Source organism: Streptomyces sp. NPDC029138, assembly GCF_055564375.1.
This window is the reverse complement of record NZ_JBVHWM010000012.1, coordinates 60,186-74,020: the sequence shown is the minus strand read 5'-3', so window position 1 is coordinate 74,020 and position 13,835 is coordinate 60,186. Positions and strand designations below refer to the sequence as shown.

The following is a 13,835-nucleotide window of genomic DNA, read 5'->3' as shown; positions in this document are numbered from 1 at the left end:
GGGACGGAAAACCCCTGGTCCGATCGGGTGCGGACCAGGGGTTACGGCTATGTTTGCCCGAATTTCGTAACGGTCACCGGCCGGGCAAGCTCAGGCCAAAGCTCACCGGCCGGCCGCCGCGTCACACTCCTGCGCGCGCAGCGCCCGCGCCAGGTCGTCCCGCGCCTCCAGCACCAGCCGGCGCAGCGCAGGCGCCGCGTCCCGGTGCGCGTCCAGCCACGCGTCCGTCGCGTCCAGCGTCTCCGGCCGGTCCTGGTAGGCCGGGAACAGGCCCCGCACCACGTCCATGCCGATCTGGATCGACCGCTCCCGCCACACCCGCTCGATCGCCGCGAAGTACAGCTGCGCGTACGGCGCGGTCAGCTCCCGCTGCGACGGCTGCTGGAAGCCCGAGATCGTCGCCTCCACCAGCGCGTTCGACAGCGCGTCGGACTCCACCACCTGCGCCCACGCCTGCGCCTTCACGGCCGCCGACGGCCGCGCCGCCAGGCAGCGCACCTGGTGCCGCTTGCCCGACGCCGTGTCGTCCCGGGCCAGCTCCGCCGCCAGCACCGACTCGTCCGCCGCCCCGTGCGCGGCCAGCGGCTCCAGGAACGCCCAGCGCAGCTCCTGGTCCACCTCCAGCCCGTCGATCTCGACCGTGCCGTCCAGCAGGTCCTTCAGCAGCTTCAGGTCCGGCTCGGCGGACGCCACGGACGCGAAGAACCGCGCCCACGCCAGCTGGTGCTCACTGCCCGGCTCCGCCTCCCGCAGCTCCCGCAGCGCCCCCTCCGCCAGCAGCTCCCCGCCGGTCTCCCGCCAGTCCGGCGCCGCGTAGTGCGCCAGCGCCGAGTTCGCCCAGGCGTGCAGCATCTGGAGCACCCCGATGTCCGACTCGCGGCCCGCGAACCGCAGCACGAGACCGATGAAGTCCCGCGCCGCCAGCAGCCCGTCCCGGGTCATGTTCCACAGCGCCGACCAGCACAGCGCGCGGGCCAGCGGATCGGTGAGCGCGCCCAGGTGCGTCCGCAGCGTCACCAGCGAGGTCTCGTCGAAGCGGACCTTGCAGTAGGTCAGGTCGTCGTCGTTGACCAGCACCAGCTCCGGCGCCTCGGCACCCGCCAGCTCCGCCACGACCGTACGCGGCTCGTGCACGTCCGTCTCCACGCGCGCGTAGCGCTCCACCGCGCCCTCGGGCGTACGGCGGTACAGGCCCACCGCGATCCGGTGCGGACGCAGCTCCGGATGCGACTCCGGGGCCTCCTGGAGGATCGCCAGCTCGGCGATCCGGCCGCCCTCGGTGTCCAGCAGCACCTGCGGGGTCAGCGAGTTCACCCCGGCCGTCTGGAGCCACGACGCCGCCCACGCCGTCATGTCCCGGCCGCTGGTCTCCGCCAGCACCGACAGCAGATCGCCGAGACGCGTGTTGCCGTACGCGTTCCGCTTGAAGTAGCGCCGGGAGCCCTCCAGGAACGCGTCCTGGCCGACGTACGCCACCAGCTGCTTGAGCACGGAGGCGCCCTTTGCGTAGGTGATGCCGTCGAAGTTCAGCTTGGCGTCCTCCAGGTCACGGATGTCCGCCGTGATCGGATGCGTGGACGGCAGCTGGTCCGCGCGGTACGCCCACGCCTTGCGGCGGTTGGCGAAGGTGATCCACGCGTCCTTGAAGCGGGTCGCGCCGACGTTCGCGAACGTGCCCATGAAGTCCGCGAAGGACTCCTTCAGCCACAGGTCGTCCCACCACTCCATGGTGACCAGGTCGCCGAACCACATGTGCGCCATCTCGTGCAGGATGACGTTGGCCCGCGCCTCGTACGACGCCTGCGTCACCTTCCCGCGGAAGATGTACTCCTCGCGGAAGGTCACCAGGCCCGGGTTCTCCATCGCGCCCAGGTTGTACTCCGGCACGAACGCCTGGTCGTACTTCCCGAACGGGTACGGGTAGTCGAAGTGGTCGTGGAAGAAGTCCAGGCCCTGCTTGGTCACCAGGAACACGTCGTCCGCGTCGAAGTGCGGCGCGAGCCCCTTGCGGCACATCGCGCCGAGCGGGATCTCCAGCTTCGTCCCGTCCTCGAAGGTCCGGGTGTAGGAGTCCGTCACATAGTGGTACGGGCCCGCCACCACGCACGTGATGTACGTCGAGATCGGCTTGGTCTCCGCGAACCGCCAGACGCCGTCGGCGAGTTCACCGGCGCCGTTGCTCCACACCGTCCAGCCCTCCGGCGCCCGCACCTCGAAGCGGTACGGCGCCTTCAGGTCCGGCTGCTCGAAGTTCGCGAACACGCGGCGGGCGTCGGCCGGCTCGTACTGCGTGTACAGATAGACCTCGCCGTCCTCCGGGTCGACGAAGCGGTGCAGGCCCTCACCCGTGCGCGAGTAGGCGCACTGCGCGTCCACGACCAGCTCGTTCTCCGCGGCCAGGTCCTCCAGCGCGATCCGGGAGCCGTCGAAGACCTCGCCCGGGTCCAGGTCCCGCCCGTTGAGCGACACGGACGTCACGCTCGGCGCGACCAGATCGGCGAAGCCGGCGGCGCCCGGCTCGTTGCAGCGGAAGCGGATGGTGGTCACCGAGCGGAACGTGCGCGGCTCGCCGCCCGCGTCGCCGACGGCGGACCGCAGGTCCAGGGACACCTCGTAGCCGTCGACGGACAGCAGGGCGGCCCGCTCCCGGGCCTCGTCGCGGGACAGATTCTCACCGGGCACGGACGGCACTCCCTCGTGATCGTGCGGATGGCGGCTGAACAGGACCGATCCTGCCATGTGCCCCTGACAGGGGTAACGGGGAATGGCACGGCCGGCGGCGGCGTTTCCCCAGGAAAGTGTTGCTGACGAGGAGAGACATGTCGGACAAGACCCCCGTCGACTTCTGGTTCGACCCGCTGTGCCCCTGGGCCTGGATGACCTCCCGCTGGATGCTGGAGGTGGAGAAGGTCCGGGACATCGAGGTCCGCTGGCATGTGATGAGCCTCGCCGTGCTCAACGAGAACCGGCTCGACGAGCTGCCCGAGGACTACCGCGAGATGCTCGCGACCAAGGCCTGGGGCCCGGTCCGCGTCGTCATCGCGGCCCAGCAGGAGCACGGCGCGGAGGTGCTCGGCGACCTCTACACCGCGCTCGGCACCCGCATCCACAACCAGGGCGAGGGCCCGGAGAAGCCGGCCGTGGCCGCCGCTCTGCGGGACGTGGGGCTGCCCGAGTCCCTCATGGACCACTGGGACTCCACCCCGTACGAGCCCGAGCTGCGCGCCTCCCACAAGGAGGGCATCGAGAAGGTCGGCCAGGACGTCGGCACCCCGGTCATCGCGGTGCCCGGCCCCGACGGCGAGCAGATCGCCTTCTTCGGCCCGGTCGTCACCCCCGCCCCCCAGGGCGAGGAGGCTGCCCGCCTGTGGGACGGCACGCTCGCCGTGGCCTCGGTACCGGGCTTCTACGAGATCAAGCGGACCCGCACCAAGGGCCCCGACTTCAGCAACCTGTGAATCCACGGTGACGGGCCCGGTTCAGCGCCGGGCCCGTTCCCGTGCCCCGGCCAGCAGCTCCAGGTGCTCCTCGTAGCCCTTCGCGTAGTACGCGGCCCGGTCCGGGTCGGGCTCGACGGTCCGGGTCGGCCGCGTCCACGCCCCCGCGTCCAGCGGCACGCCGAACCGCTCCGCCGCCGCGAGCACCGCGCCCCGCGCGCCGACCTCGCCCTCCACCACCTTCAGCGGCCGGCCCAGCACATCGGCCAGCAGCCCCGTCCAGGCGAGGCTGCGGGTGCCGCCGCCGCACACCGCGAGCGTTCCGGTCAGGCCCGCCGCCTCCAGACAGTGCCGGGCCGCGTAGCCGATGCCCTCGCAGGTCGCCCGGACCAGGTCGGCGGGGCGCGTCTCCAGGGAGACCCCGAGCAGTTCGGCCCGCAGCCCCGGCTCCACGAAGGGCGCGCGCTCGCCTGAGGGCGCGAAGTACGGCAGCACCCGCACCCCGCACGAGCCCGGCGGGGCCTCGGCGAGCAGGGCGTCCAGCTCCTGGTGCCGGGCCCCCGTCGTGCGCAGCACCCAGTCCAGCGCCGCCGTGCCGACCATCGCGGGCATCGCGCGCAGCCAGCGGCCCGGCCGGTCGGTGGAGATGTACAGCCCCGCCGGTTCACCGCCCAGGTCGAGGTCGGTGGTGGCGACCAGGCTCGCCAGACAGGTGCCGACGATCAGCAGGCCGTCGCCGGGCGCGGTGACGCCCGCGCCGAGCGCGCAGGCGGGCAGGTCGTACGGGCCGTTCGCCAGCGGGGTCCCGGCGGGCAGCCCCTCGCCGCCGCCCTCGCCGGTCGCGACCGGGTCGCCGATCGGGGGCAGCAGCCGGCGCCGGTGGGTCAGGCCGAGGAGTTCCACGGCCCTGTTGTCGTAACGCCGGGTGCGCGGGTCGAGGAACGGCATCGACGCGTCCGACACGTCCGTCACCGCCCGCGCGGCGCCGGTCAGCCGCTGGAAGACCATGTCCTTGCAGTAGACGGCCGCCGCGGCCCGGTCCAGGGCGGCCGGCTCGTGCCGGTCCAGCCAGGCCAGCAGTGGCCCCGGGCAGCCCGGGAACATCGCGCTGCCGGTGCGCCGGAAGACGGCCTCGAAGGTGCCGTCGGCCAGCCACTGGTCCACCAGTTCGTGCGCCCGGCCGTCCATCCAGGAGATCGCCGGCCGCACCGGGCGGCCCGCCGCGTCCACCAGCCACACCCCGTCGCCCTGCCCGGTCAGCCCCGCCAGCTCGACGGGCTCCGGCACCCGCGCGGTGAGCGCGCCGAGCACGGCGACGAGGGCGCCGTACACCTCCTCCATGTCCTGCTCGACGGCCCCGCCGCGCAGCTCCAGGCCCACCGGACGGGCCTCGACGGCGAGTTCCCGCCCGTCCCGGCCGAAGGCGGCGGCCTTCACCAGGGACGTCCCCACATCGATCCCGACGAACATGCCGACTCCTCTGTTCTGGCTTCGTTCGCCTGCGGCGGCGCGCCGCCTTCGGCTCTCCTCACGACCGACGCGTCGGCACAGTGAGCTTGGGCGGGGCCTTACCGGAGACAGTGCGCGAGCGGTTCCCCGCGCACCCAGCGGCCCACCTCGGCGGCGGCGATCCGCGCGGCCTTCTCCGCCACCGCGCGGCTGGCCCCGCCCAGGTGCGGGGTGAGCACCAGTCGGTCGGCCAGGGTGCGCAGCCGGGACTCCGCGGGGAGCGGTTCGCGGACGTAGGTGTCCAGGGCCGCCGCGGACAGCCGCCCGTCCGCCAGCGCGTCGCACAGCGCGTCCTCGTCCAGCAGCGGGCCCCGGGCCGCGTTGACCACCACCGCGCCCGGCGGCAGCAGGGCCAGCTCGCGGGCGCCGATCAGGCCGCGCGTCTCGGCGGTGAGCCGGGCGTGCAGGGAGACGACGGCGGACCGGTGCAGCAGGTCGTCCAGCGAGGACAGGCGCAGGCCGTGCACCTCGCCGCGCGCATACGGGTCGTACACCATCACCCGTGCCCCGAACGCGCACAGCACCCGGGCGACCCGGCTGCCGACCGCGCCGTAGCCGACGAGCCCGACCGGCAGGTCCTCCAGCTCCAGGCCGCTGTGCTCGTAGGTGTAGTACGAGGAGCCCGCCCAACTGCCCTGCCGGGCCAGCAGGTCGTGGGCCTGGGGGATGCGGCGCAGGGCGGCGAGCAGCAGGCCGACCGTGAACTCGGCGGTGGCGGCGGCGTTGCGGCCGGGCGCGAAGCACACGCGCACCTCGTGCCGCTCGGCCGCCTCCAGGTTGACGTTGACCGGTCCGCCCCGGCAGACGACGACCAGCCGCAGCGCCGGGCAGGCGGCGAGGACGCGTTCGGTGACCGGGCCCATCTGGGTGACCAGCACCTCGGCGTCGGCGAGGGCCGCGATCAGCTCGTCCTCGGCGTCGCTCGCCTCGCTCACCTCGGCCACCGGCCCGAACGGCTCCAGCGGCCAGCCCAGGGTCAGCTCCCGCACGGCGCAGTCCGCCTCCTTCGCGAGCGCGGCCGTGATGAGGGACGGCAGGACGAAGTGGTCGCCGGCGGCCACCACACGCACACCACTGGAGGTCATCGCAGGGAGTCTCCCGTCTCGGCGTCGAAGACATGGGTGAGCCCGGCCGCCACCCGGACCCGCTCGTCATGGGCGAGCCGCACCTCGGGCCCGGTGAGGACCACCAGGTGCCGCTCCACCCCGTCGAGGGCGAGGGTGGCGATGCCGGACTCCAGCAGGGGTTCGTGGGCGACGACCCGCGCGGGGATGCCGTCGGCACCGGTGAGGCGCAGGTCCTCGGGGCGGACGCCGACCAGCACCGGACGGCCCTCGGGCACCGGCACGGGCAGCGGGAGCCGCACCCCGGCGGACAGCCGGGCGTGGCCGCCGGTCCCGGCGACGGCGGGCAGCAGGTTGATCGCGGGCTCGCCGACGAAGTCGGCCACGAAGGCGGTGGCCGGGTGGTCGTAGATCTCGTACGGGGTGCCGAGCTGCTGGATGACGCCGTCCCGCATGACGGCGATCCGGTCGGCGAGGGACAGCGCTTCTTCCTGGTCGTGGGTGACGAGGATCGTGGTGTGGCCGGCGTCCCGCTGGATGCGCTTGAGTTCGCGGCGGGTGGTGTCGCGCTGGGCCGCGTCCAGGTGGGACAGCGGCTCGTCCAGCAGGAGCACGTCCGGTTCCCGGATCAGGGCGCGGGCCAGCGAGACCCGCTGTTTCTGCCCGCTGGACAGGCCGGCCGGGCGGGCGTCGAGGACGTCGGTGAGACCGACCCGCTCGGCGATCTCGGCGACCCTGCCCGCGACGTTCCCTCTGCGACTGCCGCGGCGGGCCTTCAGTCCGAACGCCAGGTTCTCCGCGACCGTCAGCGGCGGATACAGCGCGTAGTTCTCGAAGGCGACCCCGATGTTCCGCCGCCGCGCCGGCCGGTCCACCACCGAGGCGCCGCCGACCAGGATGTCCCCGCCGGTCACCGTCTCCAGTCCGGCGATCATCCTGAGGGTGGTGGACTTCCCGCAGCCCGAGGGTCCCAGCAGGCCCAGCAGCTCACCGGAGTCCAGGCTCAGGTCGATGCCGCGGACCGCCTCCACCGCCGGGCGGCCCCGCGACCGGTAGGTCTTGCGCAACTCACGTAGCTCCAGCGCGGTCATCGCCCTCCCTCGTGTCGGCGGCGGTGGCGCACACCTCGTAGCGCACCTTGTGCTCGTCCAGGTCGCGCAGCGCCTCGGGGGTGGCTCCGTCGTCCACCAGCAGCAGGTCGAAGCGGGAGAGCGGGGCCACCCGGTGCAGGGCGACCCGGCCCAGCTTGGTGTGGTCGGCGAGCAGCACATTGCGGGCGGCGACGTCGAGCATCGCCCGCTTCACGGAGACGATGTGCTGCTCCTGGTGGTAGGCGTAGCCGCCGTGCACGCCCGAGGTGGACACGAAGCCGACGTCGACGCGGAGTTGGCCGACGGCCTCCACGCAGGACACCCCGAGGAAGGAGGAGTGCAGCGGGTCGTAGTCGCCGCCGAGCGCCATCAGATGGATGCCCCGCTGGTCGGCGAGGAGGTTGATCGCCTCCAGGAAGTTGGTGACTACGGTGAGCGGGGTGATCTCGCCGAGCCGCAGCCGGCGGGCTATCTCCAGCGTGGACGTGGAGTCGTCCAGCAGGATGGCCATGCCGGGCTCGATCTGCCGCATCGCCCGCTCGGCGAGCGCGGCCTTCTGCGGGCGCATGGTCTTCAGCCGGTACTGCACGTTCGACTCGAACACCCCGGACGGCTGCGCGGTCACCCCGCCGCGGAACTTCCGTACGACGCCCTGCCGTTCGAGTTCGTCCAGGTCCCGGTGGATGGTCATCAGGCTCACCCCGAACCGCTCGGCCAGCTCGGCGGCGGTCGCCGAGCCCTCGGCGAGGACCAGTTCGGCCATGGCGGCCTGCCGGGCCGCGGGTCCCTGCTGTGCTCCAGTGCTGCTCATCACGCGCTCTTCCCGATCCGTCGTCCCGGGACATCCGCCCGGTCGGCCTCGAACACCAGCAGGTTCTCAGGCCGGACGGACAAGCGGACCGGGTCGTCGGGGCGCAGTCCGGCCGTCTCGCTCCGGGCGGCGACGAACGACAGGTGCTGGGCGCCGATCCGCACGGTCACCTCCACGGACCGGCCGAGCACCTCGGTGACGTACACCGTCCCGGCGAGCCGGTGTCCGTCGCCGGTGAGCGACACGTCCCGGGGCCGCAAACCCACCAGCACCTCGGTGCCGGCGGGAACCCGGACCGGCAGCGGCAGTCCGAGCGCCCCGTCCGCCGACCGGAAGCCCCCGGCCTCCGTCACCACCCCCGGCAGCAGATTGATCCGGGGCCGCCCGAAGGCCCGCGCGACCTCGGTGTCGTACGGCCGGTACCAGATGTCCTCCCGGGTGCCGGTCTGCACGATCCGCCCGTCCCGGATCACCCCGATCCGGTCGCCGAGCGCCAGCGCCTCCACGGAGTCGTGGGTGACGTACAGGGTGGTCGTGCGCTGGACGGCCCCGATCGCCTTCAGCTCGGCCCGCATCTGCTGGCGCAGCTTGGCGTCCAGGTGGGACAGCGGCTCGTCCAGCAGGAAGGCGCGGGCCGGGCGGACCAGCACCCGGCCGAGCGCGACCCGCTGCCGCTGCCCGTTGGACAGCTGCCCCGGCGACCGGTCCAGCAGGCCGCTGATGCCGAGCAGTTCGGCGATGGCACCGACCCGGTCCCGGGCCTCGGCGGCGGGCAGCCGGTGGCGCGGGGAGCGCAGCGGCGAGACCAGGTTGTCGTACACGGACCGGTGCGGGTACAGGGCGTAGCTCTCGAAGCACATGGCGACGCCCCGGTCGTACGGCTCCACGTCCCGCATGTCCCGGCCGTCGATCTCGACCGTGCCCGCGTCGGGCCGCTCGAGACCGGCGACGGTCTTCAGGGTGGTGGTCTTGCCGGCCCCCGACGGCCCCAGCAGACAGAAGAACTCCCCTTCCCGCACGTCGAGTTGGAGACCGTCCAGGGCGGTGGTGCGGCCGTACGCCTTCCGTACGTCCCGCAGCGCGATGCTCATGACTTCACCGCCCCGAACGACAGTCCGCGCACCAGGTACCGCTGGATGGTCAGCGCGAGCAGCAGCGGCGGGACGACGGAGACGAGGGCGGCGGCGGCCGTGAGCTGGTACTTGGGCCGGTCGCCGCCGAGGAAGGACAGCGCGCCGACGGTCACCGTCTGGGCCTGGCCGGAGGTGAGGATCAGCGGGAAGACGAAGTTGTTCCAGGCGAAGATGAACGCCAGCAGGGACACGGCCGCGATGCCCGGCCTGACCAGCGGCAGCGCCACCTTGAAGAAGGCCTGCGTGCGCGAGTAGCCGTCGAGCAGCGCCGCCTGCTCCAGCTCCGGGGTGAGATCGGCGAAGTAGGACCGCATGATCCACACCACCAGCGGCAGGGTGACCAGTTGCAGCACCCAGACCATGCCCACGTACGTGTCGAACAGGCCCAGCTTCTGGTACAGCACGAACAGCGGGATGATCACGGTGAGTTCGGGCGCGAACCGGAACGACAGCAGCGTGAACATGAGGTTCTCCGAGCCCTTGAACCGCCAGCGCGCGGAGGCGTAGGCGGCGGGCAGGCCCACGATGAGGGACAGCGCGACCGCGCCCACCGACACCACCAGGCTGTTGACGAAGAACCGGACGAACGGGATGCCCTCGCTGTCCCCGAGGACCGTGCGGTAGGCGTCCAGGGTCGGGGTGAAGGAGAAGTAGGTGCTGAAGAGCTGGTCGGCCGGCTTGAGGGAGAGGATCAGCATCCAGACGACCGGGAACAGCGCGAAGACGAAGTACAGGATCAGCGCGGCGTCGGCGAGCCACCCCGTGAGGCGCTTCCTCATGCGGACACCTCCGCCGCCTTCCGCTGGATCCGCCCCAGATGCCGGACCAGCACCATCGCGGCCAGGTAGACCACGGCCCACAGCACGATCGTGTAGGTGATCCCGAAGGAGTACCGCTGGAACCGGATCGCCTCCAGGTACGCCCGGATCTGGAGGACGACCGTGGAGTCGCCGGGGCCGCCCTCGGTCAGGGCGTAGATGATGTCGAAGACCTTCAGCGAGTCCATGAACCGGAAGATCACCGCGACCAGCACGTACGGCCACAGCATCGGCAGCGTCAGCCGCCGGAAGGTGTACCACCAGCCGGCGCCGTCCACGGCCGCCGCCTCGAACGGGGACGCGGGCAGCGACCGCAGCCCGGCCAGGGCGAGGATCGCCACGAACGGGGTGTAGACCCACACGTCCACGGCGATGGACGACAGCAGGGCGCCCGTCGGGGTGTCCGTCCACTGCACCCCGCCGAGCCCGAAGGGCTTCAGCAGGTGGTTGATCACCCCGACCGACGGCTGGAGCATCAGCTTCCACATGATCGCCGCGATCACCGGGGCGATCATCAGCGGCAGGATGAGGATCTTCTCCAGCACCCGTCCCACCCGCGAGGAGCGGTGCAGCAGCAGGGCGACCGAGACCCCGAGCAGGGTCTCCACCCCGGCCGCGCCGACCGCGTACAGCACGGTCACCCAGGCCGAGTTCCAGAAGGCGTCCTGAGTGAAGACCGTCTCGTAGTTCTGCCACCGGACCAGGTCGGGCTGCGGTTTGGCCGCCGAGAAGTCGAACAGCGTGTAGTACAGGCCGAGCGCGAACGGGTAGAGGATGCCGCAGGTCAGCAGCAGGGCCGGGACGACAAGGAGGTAAGGGCGCAGGGCGGTGCGCATCAGCCGACCTTCGGCTTCAGGTCGCTCGCCAGCCCGTCCAGCACGGACTTGGCGTCCTTCCCGCCGTAGATCTCCTGGAGGGCCGCCGCCCAGCTGGTGGTGGCGTCGAAGAACTGCGCCTGCGGGGTGAACTGGATCCTCGTCCGGTCCACGACCGTCTCGAAGGTCTCGATGAAGCCCGGCAGGTGCCGCATCTTGTCCTTGTAGGCGCCGTCCTGGCTGACCGACCTGCGCACCGGGTCGATGTGGTTGTCGGTGAGGGCCGCCCGGCGCAGATGCTCCTTGCCGGTGGCCCACTGGAGGAACAGCCAGCCGGCGCTCTTCCGCTTGCTCCTGGCGTTCATGCCGAGCGACCAGATCCACATGTTGGTGGCGAGCGAGCCGTCCGGCCCCTTCGGCCCCGGATGGAAGGCGATCTTCCCGGAGGCCGGCGAGGCGCCCTCCACGGCCTGGAAGTAGGCGGCGGTGTCCGCGTCGAACAGCATCCCGGCCTTCCGCGCGCCGAGATCGCTGGAGCACTGGTACCAGGTGTACGACGTCCAGGACGGCGGCCCGCCCTGCTTCACCATGCCCGCCCAGTCCTCGGTGAACGCGACGGCCTCCGGGGAGTTCATGGCGGGGGTGAGCTTCCCGCCCTCGACCGTGAAGTCACGCAGCCCGTCGCGGGCGTACATCGTCATGAACCCGGGGTGGATGGTGGCCCAGCTGCGCGACCCGCGCACGGCGATCCCGTACATCCCGTCGAACCCGGCACCGGGCGCCTTCTTCTTGATCACCCCGGCCAGCTCGCGCAGCTCATCGAAGGACTCGGCCGGTTTCAGCCCCAGCTTGCGGAACACCTCGGTGTTGTAGGCGACCACGTTGGTCTCCCAGCCCCACGGCAGCGCGTACTGCCCGCCCCGGCCCAGCGGCGCGCCCGCCTTCAGCGACCACTGGTCGGCCTGGAGCAGGTTCGGGAAGAAGTCCTCCTGGTCCCACTCGGCGCCGGTGGCCGAGGAGTTGCGCATCCAGGGGCCCAGGTCCTCCAGCCAGCCCGGCGGGCCGTACTGCCACACCATGTACGCGCCGAGCATGAAGACGTCGTAGGAGGCGCGCCCGCTGGACAGGTCGACGGTGAGCTTGTCGAAGTAGTTGTCCTCGGGGAAGACGTCGTACTTCACCTCGATGCCGGTCTTCTCGGTGAAGGACTTCAGGTCGGCGATCAGGGCGTCCGCGTACGGGTGCTTGTTCAGCAGCACCTTGACGGTGGTGCCCTTCTCCCGCTTCCAGTCGAACGACCCGGTGACGTCGTCCGCCGCCGAACCCCCGTCCTTGTCCTGCCCGTTGCCGCCGAAACCGGCGCCGCAGCCGGAGAGCAGCGGGGCGGCGGCGAGAGCCCCGGTGAGCGCGAGGAAGCGTCGGCGGTCGTGCACGTGCCTGTCCATCCGGGACCTCCGTCGGTGGGGCGGTGGGGTCGGGCGGGTTAACAGTGCGAGTCGACTCGACAACAAGGTGTAACGGCGACGAAAGCCCGTCAATCCCTTGTGCACGAGGAAATCAGGGGGAAATCTCAGAGGGGCATGGGAAGTTCACACGGCCGTTCGCGATGTGCGGGAGGTTCGGATGGATGGGGCGTGGCTCGGGGTCGACCTCGGCACGCAGGGGGTGCGGGCGCTGCTCGTGACGGCCGACGGCGGGGTCCTCGGCAGCGGATCGGCGCCGCTCACGCGCGGCCGGCGGGAGGGGGTGCGGCACGAGCAGGACCCGGAGGAATGGTGGACGGCGGTGTGCGCGGCCTGCCGGGCGGCGCTCGCCGGGGTGCGGGCCCGGGTGGCCGGGGTCGCGGTGTGCGGGACCTCCGGGACCGTCCTGCTCACGGACGACGAGGGGCGCCCGCTGGGGCCGGCGCTGATGTACGACGACCGGCGGGCGGCCACCCAGGCGGGCCGGCTGCGCTCGGCCGGGCTCCCGGTGCAGGACACCTGGGCGCTGCCCAAGGCACGGTGGCTGGTGGACGCGCACGGCCCCGGCCGGATCGCCCACCAGCCGGACGTGATCACCGCCCGGCTGGTCGGGCACCGGGTGCCCAGCGACTCCAGCCACGCCCTGAAGACGGCCTACGACCTGCGGCGCGAGGCCTGGCCCGACCTCACCGGACTCCCCGCGGGCGCCCTCCCGGACGTCGTACGCCCCGGCACCCGGCTCGGCGAGGTCTGCCCGGCCGCCGCCGACGCCACCGGCGTCCCGGCCGGCACGCCCGTCATCGCGGGCATGACCGACGGCTGCGCCGCCCAGATCGCCGCCGGGGCGCTGCGCGAGGGCGCGTGGAACTCGGTGCTGGGGACGACGCTGGTGCTGAAGGGCGCGGCGGCGGAGCCGGTGTCCGACCCGGCGGGCGTGGTCTACAACCACCGCGCGCCCGGCGGCGGCTGGTGGCCGGGCGGAGCCTCCAGCGTCGGCGCCGGCGTCCTCACGGCCCGCTTCCCGGGCGCGGACCCGGCAGCGCTGGACGCCCGCGCCGCCGCCTTCGAACCCTCGACCGCCGTCGCGTACCCCCTGGTCTCACCCGGCGAACGCTTCCCCTTCCACGCCCCGCGGGCCACGTCCCTCCTGCTCGGCGACCCGCAGTCGGACGCCGACCTGTGGGCGGCCCTCCTCCAGGGCGTGGCCTTCACCGAACGCCTCTGCCTGGACTACCTCCACCATCTGGGCGCCCCTCTCGACGGCACCCTCACCGTCACCGGCGGCGCCGCCCGCAGCGCCTACTGGACCCAGCTCCGCGCCGACATCCTGGGCCGCCCGCTACGGGTACCGGCCCGCACCGAACCGGCTCTGGGCATGGCGGCGCTGGCCGCGTACGGCACCGGGGCGGGGCCGACGCTCGCGAAGGTGGCGGAGGGCATGGTGCGGCCCGGCACGACGATCGACCCCCGCCCGGACCGCACCCCCCGCTTCACCGAGCCGTACGCCCGGCTGGTGGGGGAGCTGGAGGTGCGGGGATGGCTGCCGCGCGCGGTGGCGGAACACGCGCGGGCGCGGCTGTGAGGCGGGACGGCTGGTTCGGCACCGCCGGTCACCGCCGTCGTGGCCGCGCGCCGTCGCGGAGGAAACGAGGGCACGCGGAAAGAGGGGGATGCCGCAGGCGTCGCCCGGGATA

General features: G+C 72.6%; 11 protein-coding genes. 2 read left to right on the top strand and 9 right to left on the bottom strand.

What is annotated here, in order from left to right:
- Positions 1-102: 102 nt before the first annotated feature.
- The gene (gene pepN / locus ACZ4WH_RS13720) at positions 103-2,682 is read right to left on the bottom strand and encodes an aminopeptidase N (RefSeq protein WP_468179896.1); all 2,580 of its coding nucleotides are present in this window, start codon (positions 2,680-2,682) and stop codon (positions 103-105) included.
- Between the two features lie 137 nt (positions 2,683-2,819).
- Between pepN and ACZ4WH_RS13715 the strand changes: the two genes are divergently transcribed.
- Entirely contained in the window at positions 2,820-3,458 is a 639-nt protein-coding gene (locus tag ACZ4WH_RS13715) for a mycothiol-dependent nitroreductase Rv2466c family protein (RefSeq protein WP_468179895.1), read from the top strand.
- Positions 3,459-3,479: 21 nt separating this feature from the next.
- Here ACZ4WH_RS13715 and ACZ4WH_RS13710 read toward each other — a convergent pair whose 3' ends face one another.
- The 8 genes from ACZ4WH_RS13710 to ACZ4WH_RS13675 form a co-directional block, all read right to left on the bottom strand.
- The gene (locus tag ACZ4WH_RS13710) at positions 3,480-4,907 is read right to left on the bottom strand and encodes an FGGY family carbohydrate kinase (RefSeq protein ID WP_468179893.1); all 1,428 of its coding nucleotides are present in this window, start codon (positions 4,905-4,907) and stop codon (positions 3,480-3,482) included.
- 98 nt (positions 4,908-5,005) lie between these two features.
- Entirely contained in the window at positions 5,006-6,031 is a 1,026-nt protein-coding gene (locus ACZ4WH_RS13705; protein WP_468179891.1) for a 2-hydroxyacid dehydrogenase, read from the bottom strand.
- A complete protein-coding gene (locus ACZ4WH_RS13700; RefSeq protein WP_468179889.1) occupies positions 6,028-7,101 on the bottom strand; it encodes an ABC transporter ATP-binding protein in 1,074 nt (357 codons plus the stop codon). Before ACZ4WH_RS13700 ends, ACZ4WH_RS13705 begins: the two co-directional genes overlap by 4 nt.
- The gene (locus ACZ4WH_RS13695; protein ID WP_468179887.1) at positions 7,079-7,912 is read right to left on the bottom strand and encodes a DeoR/GlpR family DNA-binding transcription regulator; all 834 of its coding nucleotides are present in this window, start codon (positions 7,910-7,912) and stop codon (positions 7,079-7,081) included. Before ACZ4WH_RS13695 ends, ACZ4WH_RS13700 begins: the two co-directional genes overlap by 23 nt.
- Positions 7,912-9,003 (bottom strand): ABC transporter ATP-binding protein, encoded by a 1,092-nt coding sequence (locus ACZ4WH_RS13690; RefSeq protein WP_468179885.1) that lies wholly within the window; start codon positions 9,001-9,003, stop codon positions 7,912-7,914. The genes ACZ4WH_RS13695 and ACZ4WH_RS13690 overlap by 1 nt, the downstream gene beginning before the upstream one ends.
- Complete coding sequence (locus ACZ4WH_RS13685; protein WP_468179883.1) at positions 9,000-9,824, bottom strand: carbohydrate ABC transporter permease; 825 nt, start codon at positions 9,822-9,824, stop codon at positions 9,000-9,002. The genes ACZ4WH_RS13690 and ACZ4WH_RS13685 overlap by 4 nt, the downstream gene beginning before the upstream one ends.
- Positions 9,821-10,699, bottom strand: coding sequence for a carbohydrate ABC transporter permease (locus tag ACZ4WH_RS13680; RefSeq protein WP_468179881.1), 879 nt, complete (start codon positions 10,697-10,699; stop codon positions 9,821-9,823). The genes ACZ4WH_RS13685 and ACZ4WH_RS13680 overlap by 4 nt, the downstream gene beginning before the upstream one ends.
- Positions 10,699-12,123 carry an ABC transporter substrate-binding protein gene (locus ACZ4WH_RS13675; protein ID WP_468179879.1) on the bottom strand — a complete coding sequence of 475 codons (1,425 nt, stop codon included), beginning with the start codon at positions 12,121-12,123 and terminating at the stop codon, positions 10,699-10,701. The genes ACZ4WH_RS13680 and ACZ4WH_RS13675 overlap by 1 nt, the downstream gene beginning before the upstream one ends.
- A 178-nt stretch (positions 12,124-12,301) precedes the next feature.
- Here ACZ4WH_RS13675 and ACZ4WH_RS13670 point away from each other — a divergent pair, with 178 nt between their 5' ends.
- On the top strand, positions 12,302-13,723 hold the full coding sequence (locus tag ACZ4WH_RS13670; protein WP_468179877.1) for an FGGY-family carbohydrate kinase: 1,422 nt from the start codon (positions 12,302-12,304) through the stop codon (positions 13,721-13,723).
- The last annotated feature ends 112 nt before the right edge of the window (positions 13,724-13,835 follow it).

Excerpts from the sequence above, each read along its gene's own strand:
- ACZ4WH_RS13690 (WP_468179885.1), bottom strand. The coding sequence starts at position 9,003 with ATGAGCATCGCGCTGCGGGACGTACGGAAGGCGTACGGCCGCACCACC.
- ACZ4WH_RS13675 (WP_468179879.1), bottom strand. The coding sequence starts at position 12,123 with ATGGACAGGCACGTGCACGACCGCCGACGCTTCCTCGCGCTCACCGGG.
- ACZ4WH_RS13705 (WP_468179891.1), bottom strand. The coding sequence starts at position 6,031 with ATGACCTCCAGTGGTGTGCGTGTGGTGGCCGCCGGCGACCACTTCGTC.
- ACZ4WH_RS13710 (WP_468179893.1), bottom strand. The coding sequence starts at position 4,907 with ATGTTCGTCGGGATCGATGTGGGGACGTCCCTGGTGAAGGCCGCCGCC.
- ACZ4WH_RS13680 (WP_468179881.1), bottom strand. The coding sequence starts at position 10,699 with ATGCGCACCGCCCTGCGCCCTTACCTCCTTGTCGTCCCGGCCCTGCTG.
- ACZ4WH_RS13685 (WP_468179883.1), bottom strand. The coding sequence starts at position 9,824 with ATGAGGAAGCGCCTCACGGGGTGGCTCGCCGACGCCGCGCTGATCCTG.
- ACZ4WH_RS13695 (WP_468179887.1), bottom strand. The coding sequence starts at position 7,912 with ATGAGCAGCACTGGAGCACAGCAGGGACCCGCGGCCCGGCAGGCCGCC.
- ACZ4WH_RS13715 (WP_468179895.1), top strand. The coding sequence starts at position 2,820 with ATGTCGGACAAGACCCCCGTCGACTTCTGGTTCGACCCGCTGTGCCCC.
- ACZ4WH_RS13670 (WP_468179877.1), top strand. The coding sequence starts at position 12,302 with ATGGATGGGGCGTGGCTCGGGGTCGACCTCGGCACGCAGGGGGTGCGG.
- ACZ4WH_RS13700 (WP_468179889.1), bottom strand. The coding sequence starts at position 7,101 with ATGACCGCGCTGGAGCTACGTGAGTTGCGCAAGACCTACCGGTCGCGG.